The organism is Kitasatospora phosalacinea (assembly GCF_000717185.1).
Lineage (GTDB): Bacteria > Actinomycetota > Actinomycetes > Streptomycetales > Streptomycetaceae > Kitasatospora > Kitasatospora phosalacinea_A.
In genome coordinates this window covers 1-17,176 of sequence record NZ_JNYE01000063.1, presented here as the reverse complement: position 1 = coordinate 17,176, position 17,176 = coordinate 1, and the positions used below count along the sequence as shown (strand labels likewise).

The window sequence follows — 17,176 nt, the reverse complement described above, 5'->3', positions numbered from 1 at the left end:
GCCGCCCGCGCGCCGGAAGGGTCGTCAATGAGCGTGCAGGAGCTGACGGACGCGCTGCGCGCCACCGTGATGCGCTACTCATCGGGGGAGCGGATCCCCAGTAGCAGGGAGCTGGTGGAGCGCTACCGGGTCAGCCCGGTCTCGGTGTCGCGGGCGATCCGGGAGCTGGTCGCGGAGGGCGTGGTGGTGTCCCGGCCGGGCGCGGGGGTGTTCCGGGCCGAGCCCCGGCCCGCGCCCGCCGCGCAGGGCGACTTCTCCTGGCAGGAGGTGGCACTCAGCGCGGAGGCGGGCGCGCCGCCCGCCCGGGTGGTGGACGCCTCGGGGGTGCTGGCGGCGCTGGCGATGGCCCCGCCGGAGGTGGTCGACCTGAACAGCGGCTACCCGCACGCCTCGCTGCTGCCGGAGCGGGCGCTGGCGGGCGCGCTGGCCCGGGCGGGCCGCCGCCCGGGCGCGTGGGGGCGGCCGCCGCTGGAGGGGCTGCCGGAGCTGCGCGGCTGGTTCGCCCGCGAGCTGGGCGGCGGGGTGACGGCGGCGGAGGTGCTGGTGACCGCGGGCGGGCAGAGCGCGCTGACCTGCGCGCTGCGTTCGCTGGCGCCGCCCGGCGCGCCCGTCCTGGTCGAATCCCCCACCTACCCGGGCCTGTTGGCGATCGCCCGGGCGGCGGGGCTGCGGCCGGTGCCGGTACCGGTGGACGCGGACGGGGTGATCCCGGAGCGGCTGGCGGAGGCGTTCGCGGTGTCGGGGGCGCGGCTGTTCGTCTGCCAGCCGCTGTTCCAGAACCCGACCGGCGCCGTTCTGCCCGCCGAGCGGCGGCGGGCCGTGCTGGCGGCGGCGAAGCGGGCCGGGGCGTTCGTGGTGGAGGACGACTTCGCCCGGCTGCTCGCCCACGCCGACGCGGGCGAACTGCCGCCGCCACTGGCCGCGGACGACCCGGACGGCACGGTGGTGCACGTCCGCTCGCTGACCAAGGCGGCCTCGCCGAGCCTGCGGGTGGGCGCACTGGTGGCCCGCGGCCCGGCGCTGGCCCGGCTGCGCTCCGTCCAGGCGGTGGACTCCTTCTTCGTCCCCCGCCCGCTCCAGGAGGCCGCCCTCGAACTGGTCACCTCCCCCGACTGGCCGCGCCACCTGCGCACCCTGGCAAGGGAGTTGACCGACCGCCGCCAGCTCTTCGCCACCGCCCTGACCCGGCACGCCCCCGCCCTGCTGCCGCCCCGCCTGCCCCGCGGCGGCTTCCACCTGTGGCTACCGCTGCCCGCCCACCTCGACCCGGCCGCCCTCGCCACCGCCGCCCTGCGCCACGGCGTCGTCCTCTCCCCCGGCCCGAACTACTTCACCGCCGAACCCGCCCCCCGCATCCGGGCCGGCTTCGCCGCCGCCGAGACCCACGCCCAACTCACCACCGCAGCACGCCACTTGGGCGCCGCCCTGGACTCCCTCGCCTGAGCCCCACCACCCTCCTCCCCGATCTCCACAAATCCCCCATTAGTGCTCGAAGCTGCGCGAAACCCGATATGATCACGCAGCTTCACTCACTCATCCCATCGGACGGCCATTCCGACGGCCATTCCGATGACCGTTCCGACGCACATCCTGGGGGGCGTCCGCCGTGATCCTCACCGTCACACCGAATCCGGCACTGGACGTCACCTACACCGTCCCCGGCTTCCGCCCGCACACCAGCCACCGGGTCGCCGACGTGGCCGCCCAGGCGGGCGGCAAGGGCGTCAACGCGGCCCGGGTGCTCGCCGCGCTGGGACGGCCGGTGCGCTGCGTCCTGCCGCTCGGCGGCCCCACCGGGGAGACGGTGCGCGCCGATCTGGCCGCCGCCGGGCTCGACCACGTCGACGTGCCGGTCGGCGGCGACACCCGGCGCACCGTCACCGTCGCGGACGGCGCCGACGCCACCGTGCTCAACGAACCCGGCCCGGTGCTGACCGCCGCCGAGTGGGACGCCCTGCTCGGCGAGACCGCCCGGCAGCTGCCGCAGGCCGCCGTCCTGGTCCTGGCCGGCAGCCTGCCGCCCGGAGCGCCCGCCGACGGCTACGGCCAACTCGTCGCCCTCGGACGGCAGTTCCACCTGCCAGTGGTGCTCGACGCGGACGGTCCGGCGCTGCTCGCCGCACTCCCCGCCCGGCCCACCGTGATCAAGCCGAACGCCGCCGAACTCACCGCCGCCACCGGCCTGCCCGACCCCCGGGACGCCGCCCGGGTGCTGATCCGCCGCGGTGCCGAGTCGGTGCTCGCCTCGCTCGGCCCCGACGGGCTGCTCGCCGTCGACCGCCAGGGCGCCTGGCGCTGCGCCCCGCCCGCCGCCGTCACCGGCAACCCCACCGGCGCGGGCGACTCCGTGGTCGCCGCCCTCGCCGCGGGGCTCTCCGGCAACGCGGGCTGGCCCGCCGTCCTGCCCGACGCGGTCGCCCTCTCCGCCGCCACCGTCCTCCACCCCAGGGCCGGCCACTTCGACGCCCCCGCCTACCGCCGCCTGCGCGCCACCCTGACCGCCGTCCGGATCGGCAACCTGGCATCCTTCGCCCCGTAACCGCCCCCACCGCCCCCACCACGACCCCCCCCGCCTACGGCCCCGAACGCAACGCCGTCGACGTCCACCGCCCGCACCCCCGGACACCCCGCCCGGCCCGCTGCCCGCCGTCCTGCTCCGGCCCGGCCGCGGCCCCGACGAGCGCGAGGTGCTGGCCCCGCCGACCCGGGCCGCCGCCGCGCTCAACCCGGCCGCGTTCGACGGGGTGCGCCCGCACGCGGTGGCGGCCCTCACCGGCTCGTACGACACCCCCGCGGCAAGCACCCGCACCGTCCCGCTCGACGACCTGCGCACCGCCACCCGCGACGTCCCCGTCCACCTGCTGCACGGCACCGCCGCCCCTCGCCCCTGGCCGCGCCCGCCCGCCCGCCCGCCGAGGCGCCCGTCCCGGCCCGTAACCGGCCGCCGACCTGCGGTTTCCGGTAGCCTGGCCAGGCCGACAAGTCACCCCGAGTCGGACATGTCAGGAGCGCTGCACCATGGCCGCCGATCCCTCCCCGCCCCCGCCCTCGTCCTCGTCCCCGCTGGTGGCCGCCGTCGACCTGGGCGGGACGAAGACCGCCGGGGCGGTCGTCACCGGCACCGGCGAACTGCTGGCCCGCGCCGAGTGCCCGACGGCCGCGGACGGGGACGCCGAGGCGGTGTTCGCGGGCGTCGCCCGGGTGCTGGACGAGCTCGCCGGGCACCCGGCCTGGCCCGGCATCGCGGCGGTAGGCGTGGGCAGCGCGGGGCCGGTCGACACGGTGGCGGGCACGGTCTCCCCGGTCAACATCCCGTCCTGGCGCGGCTTCCCGCTGGTCCGGCGGATCGCCGAGCGCACCGCACTGCCGGTGCGCCTGCTCGGCGACGGGGTGGCGCTCGCCGAGGCCGAGCACTGGCTGGGCGCCGCCGCCGGGTACCGGGACGCGCTGTGCATGGTCGTCTCCACCGGCGTCGGTGGCGGCCTGGTCCTGGACGGCCGGGTGCACCCGGGCCCGAGCGGCAACGCCGGGCACATCGGCCACCTGAGCATCCAGTGGGACGGCGACCCGTGCCCCTGCGGCGGACGCGGCTGCCTGGAGGGGCTGGCCAGCGGCCCCGCGATCGTCCGCCACGCCCGCGCGGCCGGCTGGCGCCCCACCGAGGGCGGCCCGCTCACCGCCCGCGCCGTGGCCGACTCCGCCCGCACCGGCGACGGCGCCGCCCTGACCGCCTTCGACCTCGCCGCCCGGGCCCTGGCCGCCGCGATCGCGGGCACCGCCGCCCTGGTCGAACTCCAGGCCGTCGTGATCGGCGGCGGCGTGGCCCAGTCCGGCCCGCTCCTCTTCGACCCCCTCGCCCGCCACCTCACCCACTACGCCGGCCTCCCCTTCACTCGCGGCATCCACCTCCACCCCGCCCACTTCGGCCCCGACGCGGGCCTGATCGGCGCAGCGGCGGCCGCCCTGCGAAATCAGGAGCCCGGGGAGCGGCGGGTTCGGGACTGCTGAGGGTGCACTGCCGAGGCCCGCACCGGCCTCGGGTTCCGTCAAATACAGGCAGCAGGACGCCCGCGCCGTTCCCCGGGCCCTGTTCGTTCCCGCTGCGCCTGCCTAGGCTGGAGGGGTGCAGCCACCGACCCCGTGGGAGATCGCGACGCCGTCGCCGTCCTGGCGGCTGCCCGGGGTCGCGATGGCCGGGTTCCGGGCGCGGGGCACGGCGGACCTGGGGGTGGTGCCGTTCCCGGCGGTGACGCTGGCCATCGACCTGGGCCCGGAGCCGCTGCTGGTCGCGGACGGCGGGCGGCAGGTGCGCGGCAGCGCGGTGATCGGGCTGGCGCCGGGCGGCCTGTGGGGCGGCGGACGGGAGGTGCAGTGCCTCCAGGTGCGCCTGTCCCCGGTGGTGGCGCACACGGTGCTGGAGGGCTTCGCCGCAGAAGGCAGCCCGCTCGCCGGGTGGGACGAGGTGTGGGGCCGGGACGCCGCCCGGCTGGAGGAGCAGCTGCGGGCCTCCGCATCCTGGGAGGAGCGCTTCGCCCTGATGGCCGGGGCGCTGGCCGCCCGCCGCCCGGAGGGCCGTCCGGTGGACAAGGAAGTGGCGTACGCCTGGAGCGAGTTGGCACGCTCGCACGGCACCGCCCGGGTGGACGCACTGGCCGCAGAGGTCGGCTGGAGCCGCAAACGCCTCTGGTCACGCTTCCGCTCCCAGGTGGGCCTGCCCCCGAAGCAGGCGGCCCGACTGGTCCGCTTCGACCACGCAGCCCACCGCCTCGCCGCAGGCGGCCACCCGGCAGCCGTCGCAGCGGAAGCGGGCTACGCGGACCAGTCCCACCTGCACCGGGAGGTCGCCGACTTCGCCCGCCTGACACCCTCCGCAGTGGCCCGCGAACCGTGGCTCTCGGTCGACGGCGTCGCCTGGTCGTCCCCCGGCTACCTGCGCGGCTGAACTCGACGGAACTCGACGGAACGCTTCGGATGCGGGCAGGGGAGCAGAGACACCACTGCCGCGTTGCGGGTCGGCGAGCGGCCGTGTCCGGATCGGCGAGCGCGGGTCTCCATCAGCACGTCCGAGTGGTGGGCGCGGACGTACTCCTCGACCCCGGCCCGCCACCAGCGCACGTCCGCCCGCACCCCCGCCCCGGCCGCCCGGACGTCCCGCCCGCGCAGCGCCCGGTAGGCCGGGGGCACGTCCTCGTAGAGGTCGCTGCCGGTCCTCACCGCACCGCCGCGCCGGTTCAACACCGCGTGCAGCAGGTCGGCGACGCTGGTCCTGCCGCTGCCGGGCGGCCCGGCAGCCAGGAGGGCGACCGGCTGCTCCTGCGGCACCGCACCGGCGGCCGCCGCGGGCAGGCCTCCGACCTGTGACCGACACGCACGTCGTCCTCGACGACACCGCCATGGTCGCCGCCGGCCGCGGCAACCTCCTGGCCTCCCGCCTCATCCACCGCGCCCACGCCGAAGCGGGCTGGCACCTCTACGCCCCCGCCTGCGCCCTCGTCGAAGCCGACCGCGAACGCCCCGGCACCGCCGAACACCTCGCCGCCCTGCCCGCCCTGACCGTCCTCGACCTCGACCTGCCCACCGCCCTCGCCCTCGCCCTCGCCGCCGACACCACCTGGGCCCAGGCCCACACCCGCTACGCCGCCGCCCCGACCCCCGAACGCCCGGCGGGCGCGGTCGTCGCCACCGTCGACCCGCAGCGCTGGAAGGGCCAGCCGGTACGCGTCCTCGACCTCACCCCGTAGCCGTCCGAAACAGCAACCCCGAATAAGACAGCCGCCTAAGCAGCTGAGCTGCGGGCAGCAGGGGTGACAAACGGGCAGGACAGATCTACGGTCGCCTGCCCACGATCCACCGCACCACCAGGAAGAGCGCCGCGACTCACCGCCCGGAGGACAACCGGGCGCCGGCCGACAGCACCTGGGTCGGGATCGCCCCGGGCGGGGATGTCTCCGGAGGCCCGCGGTCCCGGCTGGTAGCCCCTGGGTCGGGATCGCACAGGCTGACGCCCACGGGGGCGGGTTCAGCCCTGTTGCCGACACCGGCTGGAACTGACCGCCCCTCACCCCGCTCGAGGCATCCCGCATGCACCGAGGCGAAGCGGCCGGTGAAGCAGCACCGGGCCCGGCCTGCGCCCTGTGACGGGCCGGGCCCGAGAACCTCCTTCCGTGAGGGCACAGCACCGCAGCAGCACCCGCGGGATCGGGCCGGACCCGCTGCCGAGCGTCGGCAATGGTCCGGCCATGCACAAGCGGCACTGGACTTGGTGGCCGCCTTGGAGCAGCACCAGCAGGGCCGCTGCCCGCACTGAACCACACAGGTGATGAGACCTGCGGCACCGCGATGCCGGGAGCTCGTCCGGAACGGCAAAGGACAGCGAGGGGGCGCTGACCTACCGCACCCTGGTCGGGGGCCTGGTGGGTTCGGTGCCCGCCGGACCCCCGACCTGGTGTTCTTGGTTACATCCCCCGCTTGTAGGTGTCGTGGTCATCGAAGAGACCGGCTTCGCCCTGCAATGTCCGGGTGATCGAGCCTCCGCCGTTCTCGAGCATCACGATCGACGGGAGGAGCACTCCACGCAGGAGCCCGTGCAGGACGAAGTGGTTACTGCGGCGGTGCCGGTCGTAGAGGGCCTGGGTGAACTGCTGGAAGACGGCCACGTCCACGTCCGTGCCACCGAGTCTCTCGTTGTCCGTCAGCCCTGTGGGCACGCCCATCAGGGTGCCGGCTTCGGCGGCGAACGCCGCGTAGAGCTGACCGACCCTCAACGCCGGGTACCACAGGATCTTCGATCCGTCAGCGGTCTGGAAAGGGTGTCCCACTACGCCCACCTCGTCACGATGGTGACTCCCGGATTCGCTTCCCGGAGCTTCTGGATGTGGTTCTCGGCCAGGTCGATGAACCGTTGGTCCTGGTTCGGGCGAGTAACTGATCGTTTCAGAATAAGGTCGGGCGCTGACTTGCGCACGATCGTCCCCGTGGGCTTGCTCCGGCTGTGAAGCATGTCCGCACGAGGTGTAACTGCCCGTCAGGTTGAGGGGTTGGTCCTCGCTGAAACCGCTTGATGAACTTCGCGGGTACTGGAACCATCGCCTCTTGTGCCCGAAGCAGACGCGCCTGGACACCAAAATCCCAACCCCTCCGAAGCCGCTGCAACACTGACCTCCTGCAGCTCTCTCGTATCAGAGCAACCGCTCCGTTCATCCACCTTCCGGTGGTTCCTCGCCGGCTGGTCGATCACCGTGGCGGGCAGCGCCATGTCTCCCCTTGCACTGGCCTTCGGTGTCCTGGAACTCACGGGCAGCACCGCCTGGCTGTCCGCGGTCCTCATCGCCTCCATGGCCCCGATGATCGCAACAATGATCCTCGCGGGCGGCATCGCCGACCGCTACCGCCGCGACACGGTACTGTGCCTCACCAGTCTGGGCGCGGCCGCCAGCCAGGCCGGAGTCGCACTCGTCCTCCTCACCCACCAGCACCCCGCGCTGCTGCTCCCACTGTCTGCCTCCAACGGCGTCTTCCAAGCCCTGACCACCCCGACGATGCGCGGCATCGTCCCGCAACTGACCAGCGGGAGCGGCATCCAACAGGCCAACTCCCTGCTGGCTTCCGCCAGGAACGCCACCCGATTGCTCGGCCCGAGCGCGGCCGGGCTGCTGACCGTCTCCGTCGGGGGCGGTTGGGCGATCGCCGCGGACGCCTGCTCCTTCCTGCTGGCGGCTGGCTGCTTCTCCCGAATGTCACTGCCCGATCCGCCGCCCCGCGGCGAAGACTCCCCCACCATGTCCGGCGAACTGCGGCAGGGCTGGCGCTACTTCAGCGCCAGGCCGTGGATCTGGTCGGTGACCCTGGCCTTCGCCGTCTTCAACGCCGTCAACATGGGCGTCTGGAACATTCTGGGCCCGGTCATCGCCTCCGAGACAATCGGCGCCGACGGCTGGGGCCTGGTGCTCAGCGCCCGCGGCGCCGGAGCACTGCTCGCCACCGTGGCAACGCTGAAACTGCTGGTCCGGCGGCCGATGGCACCGGCCCTGTGCCTGATGACCCTGGCCAGCGCGCCCATGGTCCTCCTCGGCGTTCACGCGAGCACCGCCTGGCTCGCTTCGGCGGCATTCGCCGCCGGGGTGGCCGCCGAGTTCTTCACGGTCGCCTGGTCGACGGTCTGGCACGTCCACGTCCCCGAACGGCTGCTCTCCCGGGTCAGTGCCTACGACGAGTTCGGGTCCTTCGCGTCGATCCCCGCCGGCCAGATCTCCGTTCCGCTCCTCGCCGGGGTGTTCGGCACCGCAACAGTGGCCGTTGCCGGCGGTGCCGTAACGGTGCTGGCCATGCTGCTGCCCCTGCTGCTGCCGTCCTTGCGAGGCATCGAACTTCCCCTCCCGAAAGGGAAGAAAAGCCAGCGGCCGTGAGCCGCCCCGTCGGCGGCCGGTGCCCATCGGCCACTTCGAAAGGCGGCTCGCAGACGCCGGAGGCAGATGAGGCGCAGGCCAGTTCCAGCAGTGCCTGGTGGAGGTGGGCGTACTGTTCGTAGCGTATACGGAGCCGTTTGAACTGGTGAAGCCAGGCGAAGGTCCGCACGACCACCCAACGGACCTTGCCCAGCCCGGATCCGTGGGCGACGCCGCATCGGGCAATCACCGGCTTGATGCCGCGCTTCCACAGCGGGCGGCGGTACTTGTCGAAGTCGTAGCCCCGATCCGCGAACAGCCGTCGGGGTCGGCGGCGCGGTCGCCCTCGCAAGCCCCGGATCGGCGGCACCGCGTCCAGGAGCGGGAGGAGTTGGGTGACGTCGTGCCGGTTCCCGCCCGTGAGCGTCACGGCAAGCGGGATTCCGCTGCAGTCTACGATCAGATGGTGCTTCGAGCCGGGACGAGCACGGTCGACCGGCGACGGACCGACATGATCCCCCCCTTTGCGCGCCCGGACGTGCGAGCCGTCAACGGCGCAGTCGTCCAGGTCGAGTAGGCCGGCACGACGCGGCTCGCCCAGCAGCGCGGCGTGCAGGCGGGGCCAGAGACCGGCCTCGGTCCAGTCCCGGAGCCGCCGCCAGGCCGTCACGCCCGAGCAACCCACAGTCTCAGCAGGGACATCGCGCCATGCGACACCGGTCCGCAGCACGTACAAGATGCCCGCGAGTGCCGCACGGTCGGGAACACGCAGACGCCCGGGATGACGATGCCGCCGCTCGGGGCTGGGCGGAAGCAGCGGAGCCAGGCGCTCCCACAGGCCGTCCGGAACAAGATCAACACTCACGAGGGCACCCTGCCGACCAAGAACATGCAGTGCAAGACCCACGGCTCAATTCATTCTGAAACGATCAGTAAGCCAGAATCCGATGTCGGCGTCGACGCTCTTCCCTCTCATAGGACCCTCCCTTCGAACACGTCGATGTCCGTGATCAGTTCTTTCGTTACCGGGTCGGCAATGGCCGATCGCGAGCCATCCAACAATGAGAAGACCGTCAAAGGTAGAAACTTCCAGAATGCGAAACGAAAGTCCAAATCATGAAAACGACCATCAATGACCAAGCGTCATAATCTGGACAAAACAGTTGAACCGAGGCTAGATCAGCCAAACATGAAGGTCACGGCATGCAAGGGGCTGCTGGCTGACGGGTGCAGGGGCCGACCGGGCATACGCGGTGTCCCGGAAACTTCACCGCAATACCGCCCCGCCTAAACGAGTCCGATACGTCCGAAGACTATTCGGCAGCGTCGTGGCACCGGATCCCGAACCCGGAAAAACCATCGCCCGGGTCGAAAGCGGCCACGGACGACGCGACGCGACCGCCCCGCCGAGGCCGGACCGTGCCCCGCGACGCCGCGGAACATTCGTCCAAGACCCGGCCCGGCCCGCGCCGGGAGACTGCGGGCATGACCGAGAACCTGTTCACCTCCCTGTCCCGGTACGGCGTCGACGCGCCCGGCTTCGTCGGCTCGACCTCCGCGCTCGGTGCGGCCTGCGCGCTCGCGGCCGCTGCCCGGCCGTTCCGCGGCCGGGCGGTGGTGGCGGCGCTGGGGGCCGGGTTGCTGGTGCAGGCGGGGGTGTACCTGCACACCACGTTGCACGGGAAGTTCCGGGTGTGGGAGCGCGAGTTGGACGCGCTGGAGCTGCGCGGCGACGAGCGGCTGCTGGATCTGGGCTGCGGCCGCGGCGCGGTGCTGATCGGGGCGGCCCGGCGGCTGCCGCGCGGCCGGGCGGTCGGGGTGGACCTGTGGGCGTCGAAGGACCAGAGCGGCAACACCCCGGCCGCGACGCTGGCCAACGCCACCGCGGCCGGCGTCCGGGACCGGATCGAGGTGCACACCGCCGATATCACCGAACTGCCCTTCCCCGACGCGGACTTCGATCTGGTCACCTCCGCCCTGGTGATCCACAACATCCCCACCGTGCCCGCCCGCCTGCGCGCCGTGGACGAGGCCCTGCGCGTCCTGCGCCCGGGCGGCCGACTGCTGCTCGCCGACATCTCCCCCATGGTCCGCCGCTACGCCGCCCACCTGGGCGCGGGCACCGTCCGCGACCTCGGCCCGGCGTACTGGTACGGCGGCCCGTGGCTGCCGGTGTCGATGCTGGAGCTGCGCAAACCGGCCTGAGCCGGGCGAGCGGGCCCTAGCCGGGCGAGCGGGCCCGGGGGCTGGACCGTCACGCCGGGGTACTGGCACCATGATCCGCATGACCGCAGACCGAAAGGCCCGTGCCGCGTAACCGGCCCGGTCGGCTCCGGGCCGACCAGCGACCTGCCCCGCTCGCCCGGGACGAGCCGCCCCCTGGGCGCCTCCACGGGCTCTCGACCCGCACCAGCCTGGCGGTCCACCGGGTGGAACGGCGCTCGGACGACTACTACGTGTACCCCGGCGCCACGGACCGGGCGTTGCGGCGGTACCGGGCGTTCACCCTGCCGCCGGGGCGCCGCCCCCGCTACCCGCAGGACGCGCTGTGCTCGTGCCGCGGGTGCTCCTTCGACGACGTGCGGCACGCCCGGGACGTGCTCGACGGGGTGCTGCGGGCCCTGCCGCCGGGGGCCCGGGCCGAGTTGGGGCGGCGGGTGGCCGTGCTGGACGCCGCGTACCTCCGGCGCACCCTGCCTGATCCCTTCGCCGCCCGGCGGCAGTGGCGCGCCGACCGCTGGTGGCGCCGCCGCCTCGCCGGGGGTTGGGAGGGGGCGTGATCCGGGCCCGCCGCGGCGGGGGGTCAGAGGCTCAGCGACTCCAGCACCAGCAGTGCGCCCACCGCGAGGTTGGCCCAGCGGTAGATGACGAGCACCGCGACGAACTCGCGGATGGTGGCGCTGGGCCAGAAGTACGCGGCGGTGGGCGAGCCGACGACGTGGCCGCGGACGCCCTCGCGGCGGGCGAAGACGGCGGCGCGGAAGGCGTGGAAGTTGTTGGTGACGACGACGCAGCGGTAGTCGGGGTCGGCGGCGGCCATGATCGCGTGGCTGAAGCGGAGGTTCTCCTCGGTGGTGCGGGAGCGGTCCTCGCGGATGATCCGGTCGGCGGGGAAGCCGCGTTCGACCAGGTGGTCGGCCATGGCCTGGGCCTCGGGGAGTTGCTCGTCGGAGCCCTTGCCGCCGGAGACGAGCATCAGCGGGGAGCGGCCGCGGTCGACCTGCCGGTCGTACAGGCGGCGGCCGCGTTCCAGGCGGCTGGCAAGCAGTGGCGGGACGCGGCTGCCGTCGAGGAGGCCGGTGCCGAGGACGACCACGTAGTCGACGTCCTCGCGGGGGGTGAGGCGGCCGTAGAGGTAGGCGTAGCCGACGAAGCAGGTGAACAGGAAGGAGAGGTAGCAGGCGAGCACGAAGACGGTGCGGGCGGTCACCACCAGCGCCTCGGAGTCGGTGCGGGTCGCGGCCAGCAGCAGGGCGAAGACGGCCAGGATGCCGAGTCCGGACAGCAGGGCGAGCAGGTTGCCGAGGCTGCGGCCCTCCCGGCGGACCATCTTGAGGCCGTTGGCGATGAGCAGCCCGGCCAGCACCAGGCTGCCCAGCGCGGGGGTCAGCACCACGACGATCAGGACGGTCTCGGCGGCGACCGAGTCGGCCCGGTGGAGGGTGCCGAGCAGGGCGAGGGCGAACAGGGCGACGGCGAGTCCGAGGCACACGGCGTTGCCGAAGCGTCGCCGGTCGCGCAGCACGCCGACCCCGAACAGCAGCAGGAAGACGAGCGCGAGGGCGTACAGGAGCATGGGGGCAAGCCTAGGAGACGGGGCCGCCCCGCGGTGGATCTCCGCGGGGCGGGTGACGTGGCGCCAGCGGCGGCGTGGCGTCAGCGGCGGCCGGAGCGGTGGGCCTCCGCGGGGCGGGTGACGTGGCGTCAGCGGCGGCGTGGCGTCAGCGGCGGCCGGAGAGGGCGCCGCCCTTCTCCGGGAGGCCCTCGGCGAGGTCCTCGGCGATCATGCGCTTGGCGATGGTGTCGGCTGCGGCGCGCAGTTCGGCGCTGCGCGGGCGGCCGCGGTCCTCCTCCAGGCGTCGGTTGAGCCAGTCGGCCCAGGCCCGGGTGATGGTCGCGGCTTCGCGCCGTCCGGCCTCGGTGTGCTGGTAGAAGCCGTTGTGGGCCTCCAGGAAGCCTTCGACGACCATCCGGTCGAAGACCGGCTGGAGGACCTCCGGGGGGATCCGGCGGCGGGCGGCGATCAGGTTGAGGCTGGCGTGGCCGACGGTGCGGGTGAAGAGTTCGACCTGCATGACGGCCCAGCTGCCGGCCACGTCGAGGCGGGTGCCGGAGAAGCCCACGACCTGTCGGGCGGTGTCGAGCCCGGCGCTGCCGAGGAGTTTGGCGACGGCGAGTTCGAGGACCTTGGCGGAGTCGCCGGAGGACGGCTGGGCGAAGCCCTCGCCCATGTCGGAGGAGCTGGCCCGGGCGGAGTCGCGGAGCTTGACCTGCTTGAGGAAGAGCGCGACGACGAAGCCGACCAGGGCGACCGGGACGGTCCACAGGAAGACGGTGTGCAGCGAGTCGGCGTACGCCTGGATGACCGGCGCGGCCTGCTCGGGGGGCAGTTCGTGGACGCCGTGCGGGCTCTGCGCGGCGGTGGCGAGCTGCTGCGGGTCGGCGCCGGTGGCCCGGGCGGCCTCGGCGACGCCCGCGGTCAGGTTGGTCTTCAGCGAGTTGGTGTAGATGGTGCCGAAGACGGCGGTGCCGAAGGAGGAGCCGAGGGTGCGGAAGAAGGTGACGCCGGAGGTGGCGGTGCCCAGGTCGGTGTAGTCGACGGTGTTCTGCACGGCGATGGTGAGCACCTGCATGCACAGGCCGATGCCGGTGCCGAGCACGAACATGTAGAGGCTGGCGAGCCAGGCGCTGGTGCCGACGTCCAGCAGCGAGAGCAGGTAGAGGCCGACGCCCATCACCACCGAGCCGACGATCGGGAAGAGCCGGTACTTGCCGGTCTTGGAGACCACGTTGCCGGAGAAGATCGAGGCGATCAGCAGGCCGAGCACCATCGGCAGGGTGCGGACGCCGGAGACGGTCGCCGAGTCTCCGTCGACGTACTGCAGGAAGGTCGGCAGGAAGGTCAGCGCACCGAGCATGGCGAAGCCGACGATGAAGCTGAGGATCGAGCAGACGGTGAACACCTGGTTGCGGAACAGCCGCATCGGCAGGGTCGGTTGGGGGGCCCGGGTCTCGACCCAGCAGAACAGGGCGAGCGCGACCACGCCGATCACGAACAGGCCGATGATCACGGCCGAGCCCCAGGCGTACTCGTTGCCACCCCAACTGGTGGCCAGGATCAGGGCGCTGGCGCCGATCGCGACCAGGGTGATGCCCAGGTAGTCGATGACCGGGCGGATGCCGGACTTGACCACCGGGATGTTCCGGGCTGCGGCGACGACCACCACGATCGCGATCGGCACGTTCACGTAGAACGCCCAGCGCCAGGACAGGTGGTCGGTGAACAGGCCGCCGAGCAGCGGGCCGACCACGGTGGCGACGCCGAAGACCGCGCCGATCGCGCCCTGGTACTTGCCGCGTTCGCGCAGCGGGATGACGTCGGCGATCAGCGCCATCGAGGTGACCATCAGGCCGCCCGCGCCGATGCCCTGGACGGCCCGCCAGATGATCAGCAGCAGCATGTTGGTGGACAGGCCGCACAGGAAGGAGCCGACGATGAAGACGATCGCGGAGACCTGGAAGACCACCTTGCGACCGAACAGGTCGCCCATCTTGCCGACCAGCGCGGTGGTGACGGTCTCCGCGAGCAGGTAGGAAGTCACCACCCACGACATGTGGGAGGCCCCGCCGAGGTCGGCCACGATGGTGGGCAGCGCGGTGCCCACGATGGTCTGGTCGAGTGCGGCCAGCAGCATGCCCAGCATGATGGTGCCGAACACGACGTTCCGCTGCCGCCGGTCGAGGACGGGCGGGGCGGCCTGGCTGACTTCGCTGGAGGTGGTCACCCTGGCATCGTCACACTTCGTCCTGGTTTGCCCGATCCGACACCCCGGCCAGCCGATGCATGATCAGCCGATGGTGCGACAAGACGACGGGCCTGCCGCGTTAGAGGGGCATGGAGAGCCCGACGAAGACCGGCACCGACAGCGGCCCCCTGGAGTTCCGGGAATTCGCCGCCGGCCGGTCCCGCCACCTGGTCCGCACCGCGTACCTGCTGACCGGCGGCGACGCCCACCTCGCCGAGGACCTCGCGCAGGAGGCGCTCGGCAAGCTGTACGCCGGCTGGCGCCGGGTCTCCCGGATGGAGAACCCGGCCGGGTACGCCCGCACCGTCCTGGTCAACACCTTCCTCAGCCACCGGCGGCGCCGCAGCAGCAGCGAGCACGTCACCGACACCTTCGTCGAGACCCCCGGCCGCGGGGACGACCCCGCCCTGCGCATCGCCCTGCTCGGCGCGCTCGCCGAAATCCCGCAGCAGGACCGGGCCGTGCTCATCCTGCGCTACTGGGAGGACCTCGGCGTCGAGGAGACCGCCGCCGCGCTGCGGCTGACCCCCAGCGCCGTCCGCTCGCGCGCCTCCCGGGCCCTGGCGCGGCTGCGCGCCCGCCTCGGCGACCAGCTCGACGACCTCGCCCGTCCCTGAACCGGGCCCGTCCGCCCGCCCGTCCGCCCGCCCGTCCGCCCGTCTGTCCGCTCGCCCGTCTGTCCGCTCGCCCGTCCGCTCGTTGCCTGCTCGCCTGTCCGTCCGCCCCTGCACCTTCCCGTCGCACGCCACGGAGCCCCGCCCATGCCCTCGCCGTCGCCCTCGTCCTCGCCCTCCGAAGAAGACTTCGCCCGCGCGCTGCGGGCCGGTGCCGAACTGGCGCCCCTGGTGCCCACCGAGGAGTTCGCCCTGGGCGCCGAGCGCCGCGGCCGCCGCCGCGTGCTGCGCCGCCGGGCGGGCATCGCCTCGACGGTGGCCCTGGTCGCCGCAGCCGGGCTCGTCCCCGCCCTGCTGCCCGACCGCGGGAAGCCCGCCGCCCACGTCCCGGCCTCGACGCCGCCCCGGGTCGACGGCGCGTTCATGCTCGACACCCTGACCGCGATGCTGCCCCCGGGCGGCACCGTCAGCGACGGACAGGGCTCCGGCCCCGACCAGAACGGGCCCGGCCAGGCCCCGCAGGCGTTCCTGAACTACGACGACGGCCACGGCGGGAAGGCCCAACTCCTGCTCGCCACCGACCTGGTGGCCACCCCCGTCACCACCGACGCACAGCGCCTGCTCTGCTACGAGCCGATCGTCCCCGGCAACGCCACCTGCCGGCCCGCCGCCCGGCCGGACGGCTCGCACCTGCTGACCAGCAGCTACGGCGGCTCCGGCACCGACGAGCACAGCCTGAACGTGGCGTACACCACGGCCACCGGCCGCCAGGTGGTCGTCCAGGAGGTCGCCGCCGACCGGAGCGTCCAGCAACTGCCGCTGGACACGGCCAAGTTGACCGAGATCGTGACCGCCGCGCAGTGGCAGTGGGTGTTCGGCTCGCTCGGCGACGTCCCCTCCCGGCCCCCGGCCCGGCCCGCCCCGAGCGGGGAACGGATGCTCGCCGCCCTGACCCCGCTGCTGCACGGCGCCCACCTGGACACCGGCCGCACCAGCACCGACCTGCCCGGCCGGATCCGGGTCGACGTCACGGTGAACGGCCGCACCAGCGCCCTGCTGCTCGGCGTCACCCCCGGCTGGCGGCGCAGCTACCCGACCGATCCGGCCGTCGCCTTCCCCGCCACCCACCGCAGCGTCGACCGCCGGCCCGACGGCACCATGGTCAGCACCACCCCGCTCGGCAGCACCCCGGGCACCGCCGACGGCGGCTACCTCGCCGACGCCCTGCTCCCCGACGGCACCCGGGTGAACATCCGCCTGTGGAACTCCGACACCGGCCGCGACGGGGAACGCCCCGGCGAGCCCGTCCTCACCCTCGACCAGCTGTCCGCCCTGGTCACCGACCCGGTCTGGACGACGATCTGATGCGCGAACGGGCCCGCCGGCGTCAGGAGTCGCGCTCCAGGTCGCCGGTGAAGCCCTGCTGGACGAAGTGCAGCGAGCCGTCCTTGTTCGGGGTGACGACGCCGTCGCCCGTGAGCGGGGTGCAGCCCACACTGAGGGTGTCGACGACCGTCCGGGCGACCAGGCGGGTCTGGGTCGCGGAGACCAGGGACGCCTCGTTGGTGCACATGACCTGGCCGGTGCCCAGGCCGCCGTCGGTCTCCACGTAGGCGATCGAGTCGCCGACCGCGCCCTGGTGGACGGTGAACCGCATGACGATCTGCAGCCCGTTGCCCGCCGTGCTGACCGTCCCCTCGAAGGTGCCCAGGAACGCCTCCGCGACCGCGTCGCCGTCCTCCTCCGCCGAGGACGAGGGCGAGGGCGGCGCCTCGGCCCGCCCGCTGTCGTGCCCGGCCGGTGTGGACGCCTTCCCCGACGCCTCCGCCGACGGCTTCCCCGACCCGCCCGGCCCGCCCGTCGCGGCCCACACCCCCAACCCCGCCAGCACCGCCGCGACCACCCCGGTCGCCACCAGCGGCCCCACCCGCCGCCTCGACGGCTGCTGCACCACCACGGGGTACGGGTACGCACCCGGCGGCGTCTGCCCGGCGTACGGGTTCGGGATCGGGGCCGGGTACGCGCCCGGGGGCGTCTGCCCGGCGTACGGGTTCGGCGGCGGGCCGAAGGACGGCGGCGGCGCCGGGTACGGGGCGGTGGGGGCGGCCGACGGGGCCTGCGGGGGCGGGGCCGGGGTCGGGGCGGCCAGGAC

At 73.8% G+C, this 17,176-nt stretch carries 15 protein-coding genes and 2 pseudogenes; 11 read left to right on the top strand and 6 right to left on the bottom strand.

Features of this window, described 5'->3' with window-relative positions; translation table 11 throughout:
* Positions 1-27 precede the first annotated feature (27 nt).
* The 4 genes from OO57_RS24600 (at position 28) to OO57_RS24585 (ending at position 4,942) form a co-directional block, all read left to right on the top strand.
* A complete protein-coding gene (locus tag OO57_RS24600; RefSeq protein ID WP_033254816.1) occupies positions 28-1,443 on the top strand; it encodes a PLP-dependent aminotransferase family protein in 1,416 nt (471 codons plus the stop codon).
* Between the two features lie 163 nt (positions 1,444-1,606).
* Positions 1,607-2,539: a 1-phosphofructokinase family hexose kinase gene (locus OO57_RS24595; protein WP_033254815.1), complete on the top strand. Its 933-nt coding sequence runs from the start codon at positions 1,607-1,609 to the stop codon at positions 2,537-2,539.
* Positions 2,540-3,018: 479 nt separating this feature from the next.
* Positions 3,019-4,008 (top strand): ROK family protein, encoded by a 990-nt coding sequence (locus tag OO57_RS24590; RefSeq protein WP_051778199.1) that lies wholly within the window; start codon positions 3,019-3,021, stop codon positions 4,006-4,008.
* 115 nt (positions 4,009-4,123) lie between these two features.
* Complete coding sequence (locus tag OO57_RS24585; protein WP_033254814.1) at positions 4,124-4,942, top strand: helix-turn-helix domain-containing protein; 819 nt, start codon at positions 4,124-4,126, stop codon at positions 4,940-4,942.
* On the opposite strand, the gene OO57_RS24580 is transcribed toward OO57_RS24585, so the two are convergent.
* Positions 4,927-5,322 (bottom strand): zeta toxin family protein, encoded by a 396-nt coding sequence (locus OO57_RS24580; RefSeq protein WP_033254813.1) that lies wholly within the window; start codon positions 5,320-5,322, stop codon positions 4,927-4,929. The genes OO57_RS24585 and OO57_RS24580 overlap by 16 nt on opposite strands.
* Positions 5,323-5,393: 71 nt before the next feature.
* On the opposite strand from OO57_RS24580, the gene OO57_RS24575 reads away from it, so the two are divergent.
* Positions 5,394-5,741 carry a hypothetical protein gene (locus OO57_RS24575; RefSeq protein WP_051778203.1) on the top strand — a complete coding sequence of 116 codons (348 nt, stop codon included), beginning with the start codon at positions 5,394-5,396 and terminating at the stop codon, positions 5,739-5,741.
* A gap of 714 nt (positions 5,742-6,455) precedes the next feature.
* On the opposite strand, the gene OO57_RS24570 is transcribed toward OO57_RS24575, so the two are convergent.
* Entirely contained in the window at positions 6,456-6,827 is a 372-nt protein-coding gene (locus tag OO57_RS24570) for a DUF6086 family protein (protein WP_158715217.1), read from the bottom strand.
* 267 nt (positions 6,828-7,094) lie between these two features.
* Between OO57_RS24570 and OO57_RS24560 the strand changes: the two genes are divergently transcribed.
* Complete coding sequence (locus OO57_RS24560) at positions 7,095-8,405, top strand: MFS transporter (RefSeq protein ID WP_158715216.1); 1,311 nt, start codon at positions 7,095-7,097, stop codon at positions 8,403-8,405.
* 70 nt (positions 8,406-8,475) lie between these two features.
* Here OO57_RS24560 and OO57_RS41445 read toward each other — a convergent pair.
* Positions 8,476-9,249, bottom strand: a pseudogene (locus tag OO57_RS41445) (IS5 family transposase); the annotation flags it as partial.
* 620 nt (positions 9,250-9,869) lie between these two features.
* Between OO57_RS41445 and OO57_RS24550 the strand changes: the two are divergent.
* Together OO57_RS24550 and OO57_RS24545 are read left to right on the top strand one after the other, a co-directional pair.
* Positions 9,870-10,589 (top strand): class I SAM-dependent methyltransferase, encoded by a 720-nt coding sequence (locus tag OO57_RS24550; protein WP_033254808.1) that lies wholly within the window; start codon positions 9,870-9,872, stop codon positions 10,587-10,589.
* A gap of 224 nt (positions 10,590-10,813) precedes the next feature.
* Positions 10,814-11,164, top strand: coding sequence for a hypothetical protein (locus OO57_RS24545; RefSeq protein WP_051778197.1), 351 nt, complete (start codon positions 10,814-10,816; stop codon positions 11,162-11,164).
* A gap of 23 nt (positions 11,165-11,187) precedes the next feature.
* Here OO57_RS24545 and OO57_RS24540 read toward each other — a convergent pair whose 3' ends face one another.
* Both OO57_RS24540 and OO57_RS24535 read right to left on the bottom strand, forming a co-directional pair.
* Positions 11,188-12,180, bottom strand: a complete 993-nt coding sequence (locus OO57_RS24540; protein ID WP_033254806.1) for a YdcF family protein — start codon at positions 12,178-12,180, stop codon at positions 11,188-11,190.
* Between the two features lie 145 nt (positions 12,181-12,325).
* The gene (locus OO57_RS24535; RefSeq protein ID WP_033254805.1) at positions 12,326-14,389 is read right to left on the bottom strand and encodes an MDR family MFS transporter; all 2,064 of its coding nucleotides are present in this window, start codon (positions 14,387-14,389) and stop codon (positions 12,326-12,328) included.
* 110 nt (positions 14,390-14,499) lie between these two features.
* Between OO57_RS24535 and OO57_RS24530 the strand changes: the two genes are divergently transcribed.
* Both OO57_RS24530 and OO57_RS24525 read left to right on the top strand, forming a co-directional pair.
* Complete coding sequence (locus OO57_RS24530) at positions 14,500-15,027, top strand: SigE family RNA polymerase sigma factor (RefSeq protein WP_051778196.1); 528 nt, start codon at positions 14,500-14,502, stop codon at positions 15,025-15,027.
* A 144-nt stretch (positions 15,028-15,171) separates the two neighbouring features.
* Positions 15,172-16,389, top strand: a complete 1,218-nt coding sequence (locus OO57_RS24525; protein WP_033254804.1) for a hypothetical protein — start codon at positions 15,172-15,174, stop codon at positions 16,387-16,389.
* A gap of 22 nt (positions 16,390-16,411) precedes the next feature.
* Here the strand turns inward: OO57_RS24525 and OO57_RS24520 are convergent, their stop codons facing one another.
* Positions 16,412-16,681, bottom strand: coding sequence for a hypothetical protein (locus OO57_RS24520; protein ID WP_033254803.1), 270 nt, complete (start codon positions 16,679-16,681; stop codon positions 16,412-16,414).
* Between OO57_RS24520 and OO57_RS24515 the strand changes: the two are divergent.
* Positions 16,680-17,176: pseudogene (locus OO57_RS24515) on the top strand (hypothetical protein); the annotation flags it as partial. The gene OO57_RS24520 and the pseudogene OO57_RS24515 overlap by 2 nt on opposite strands.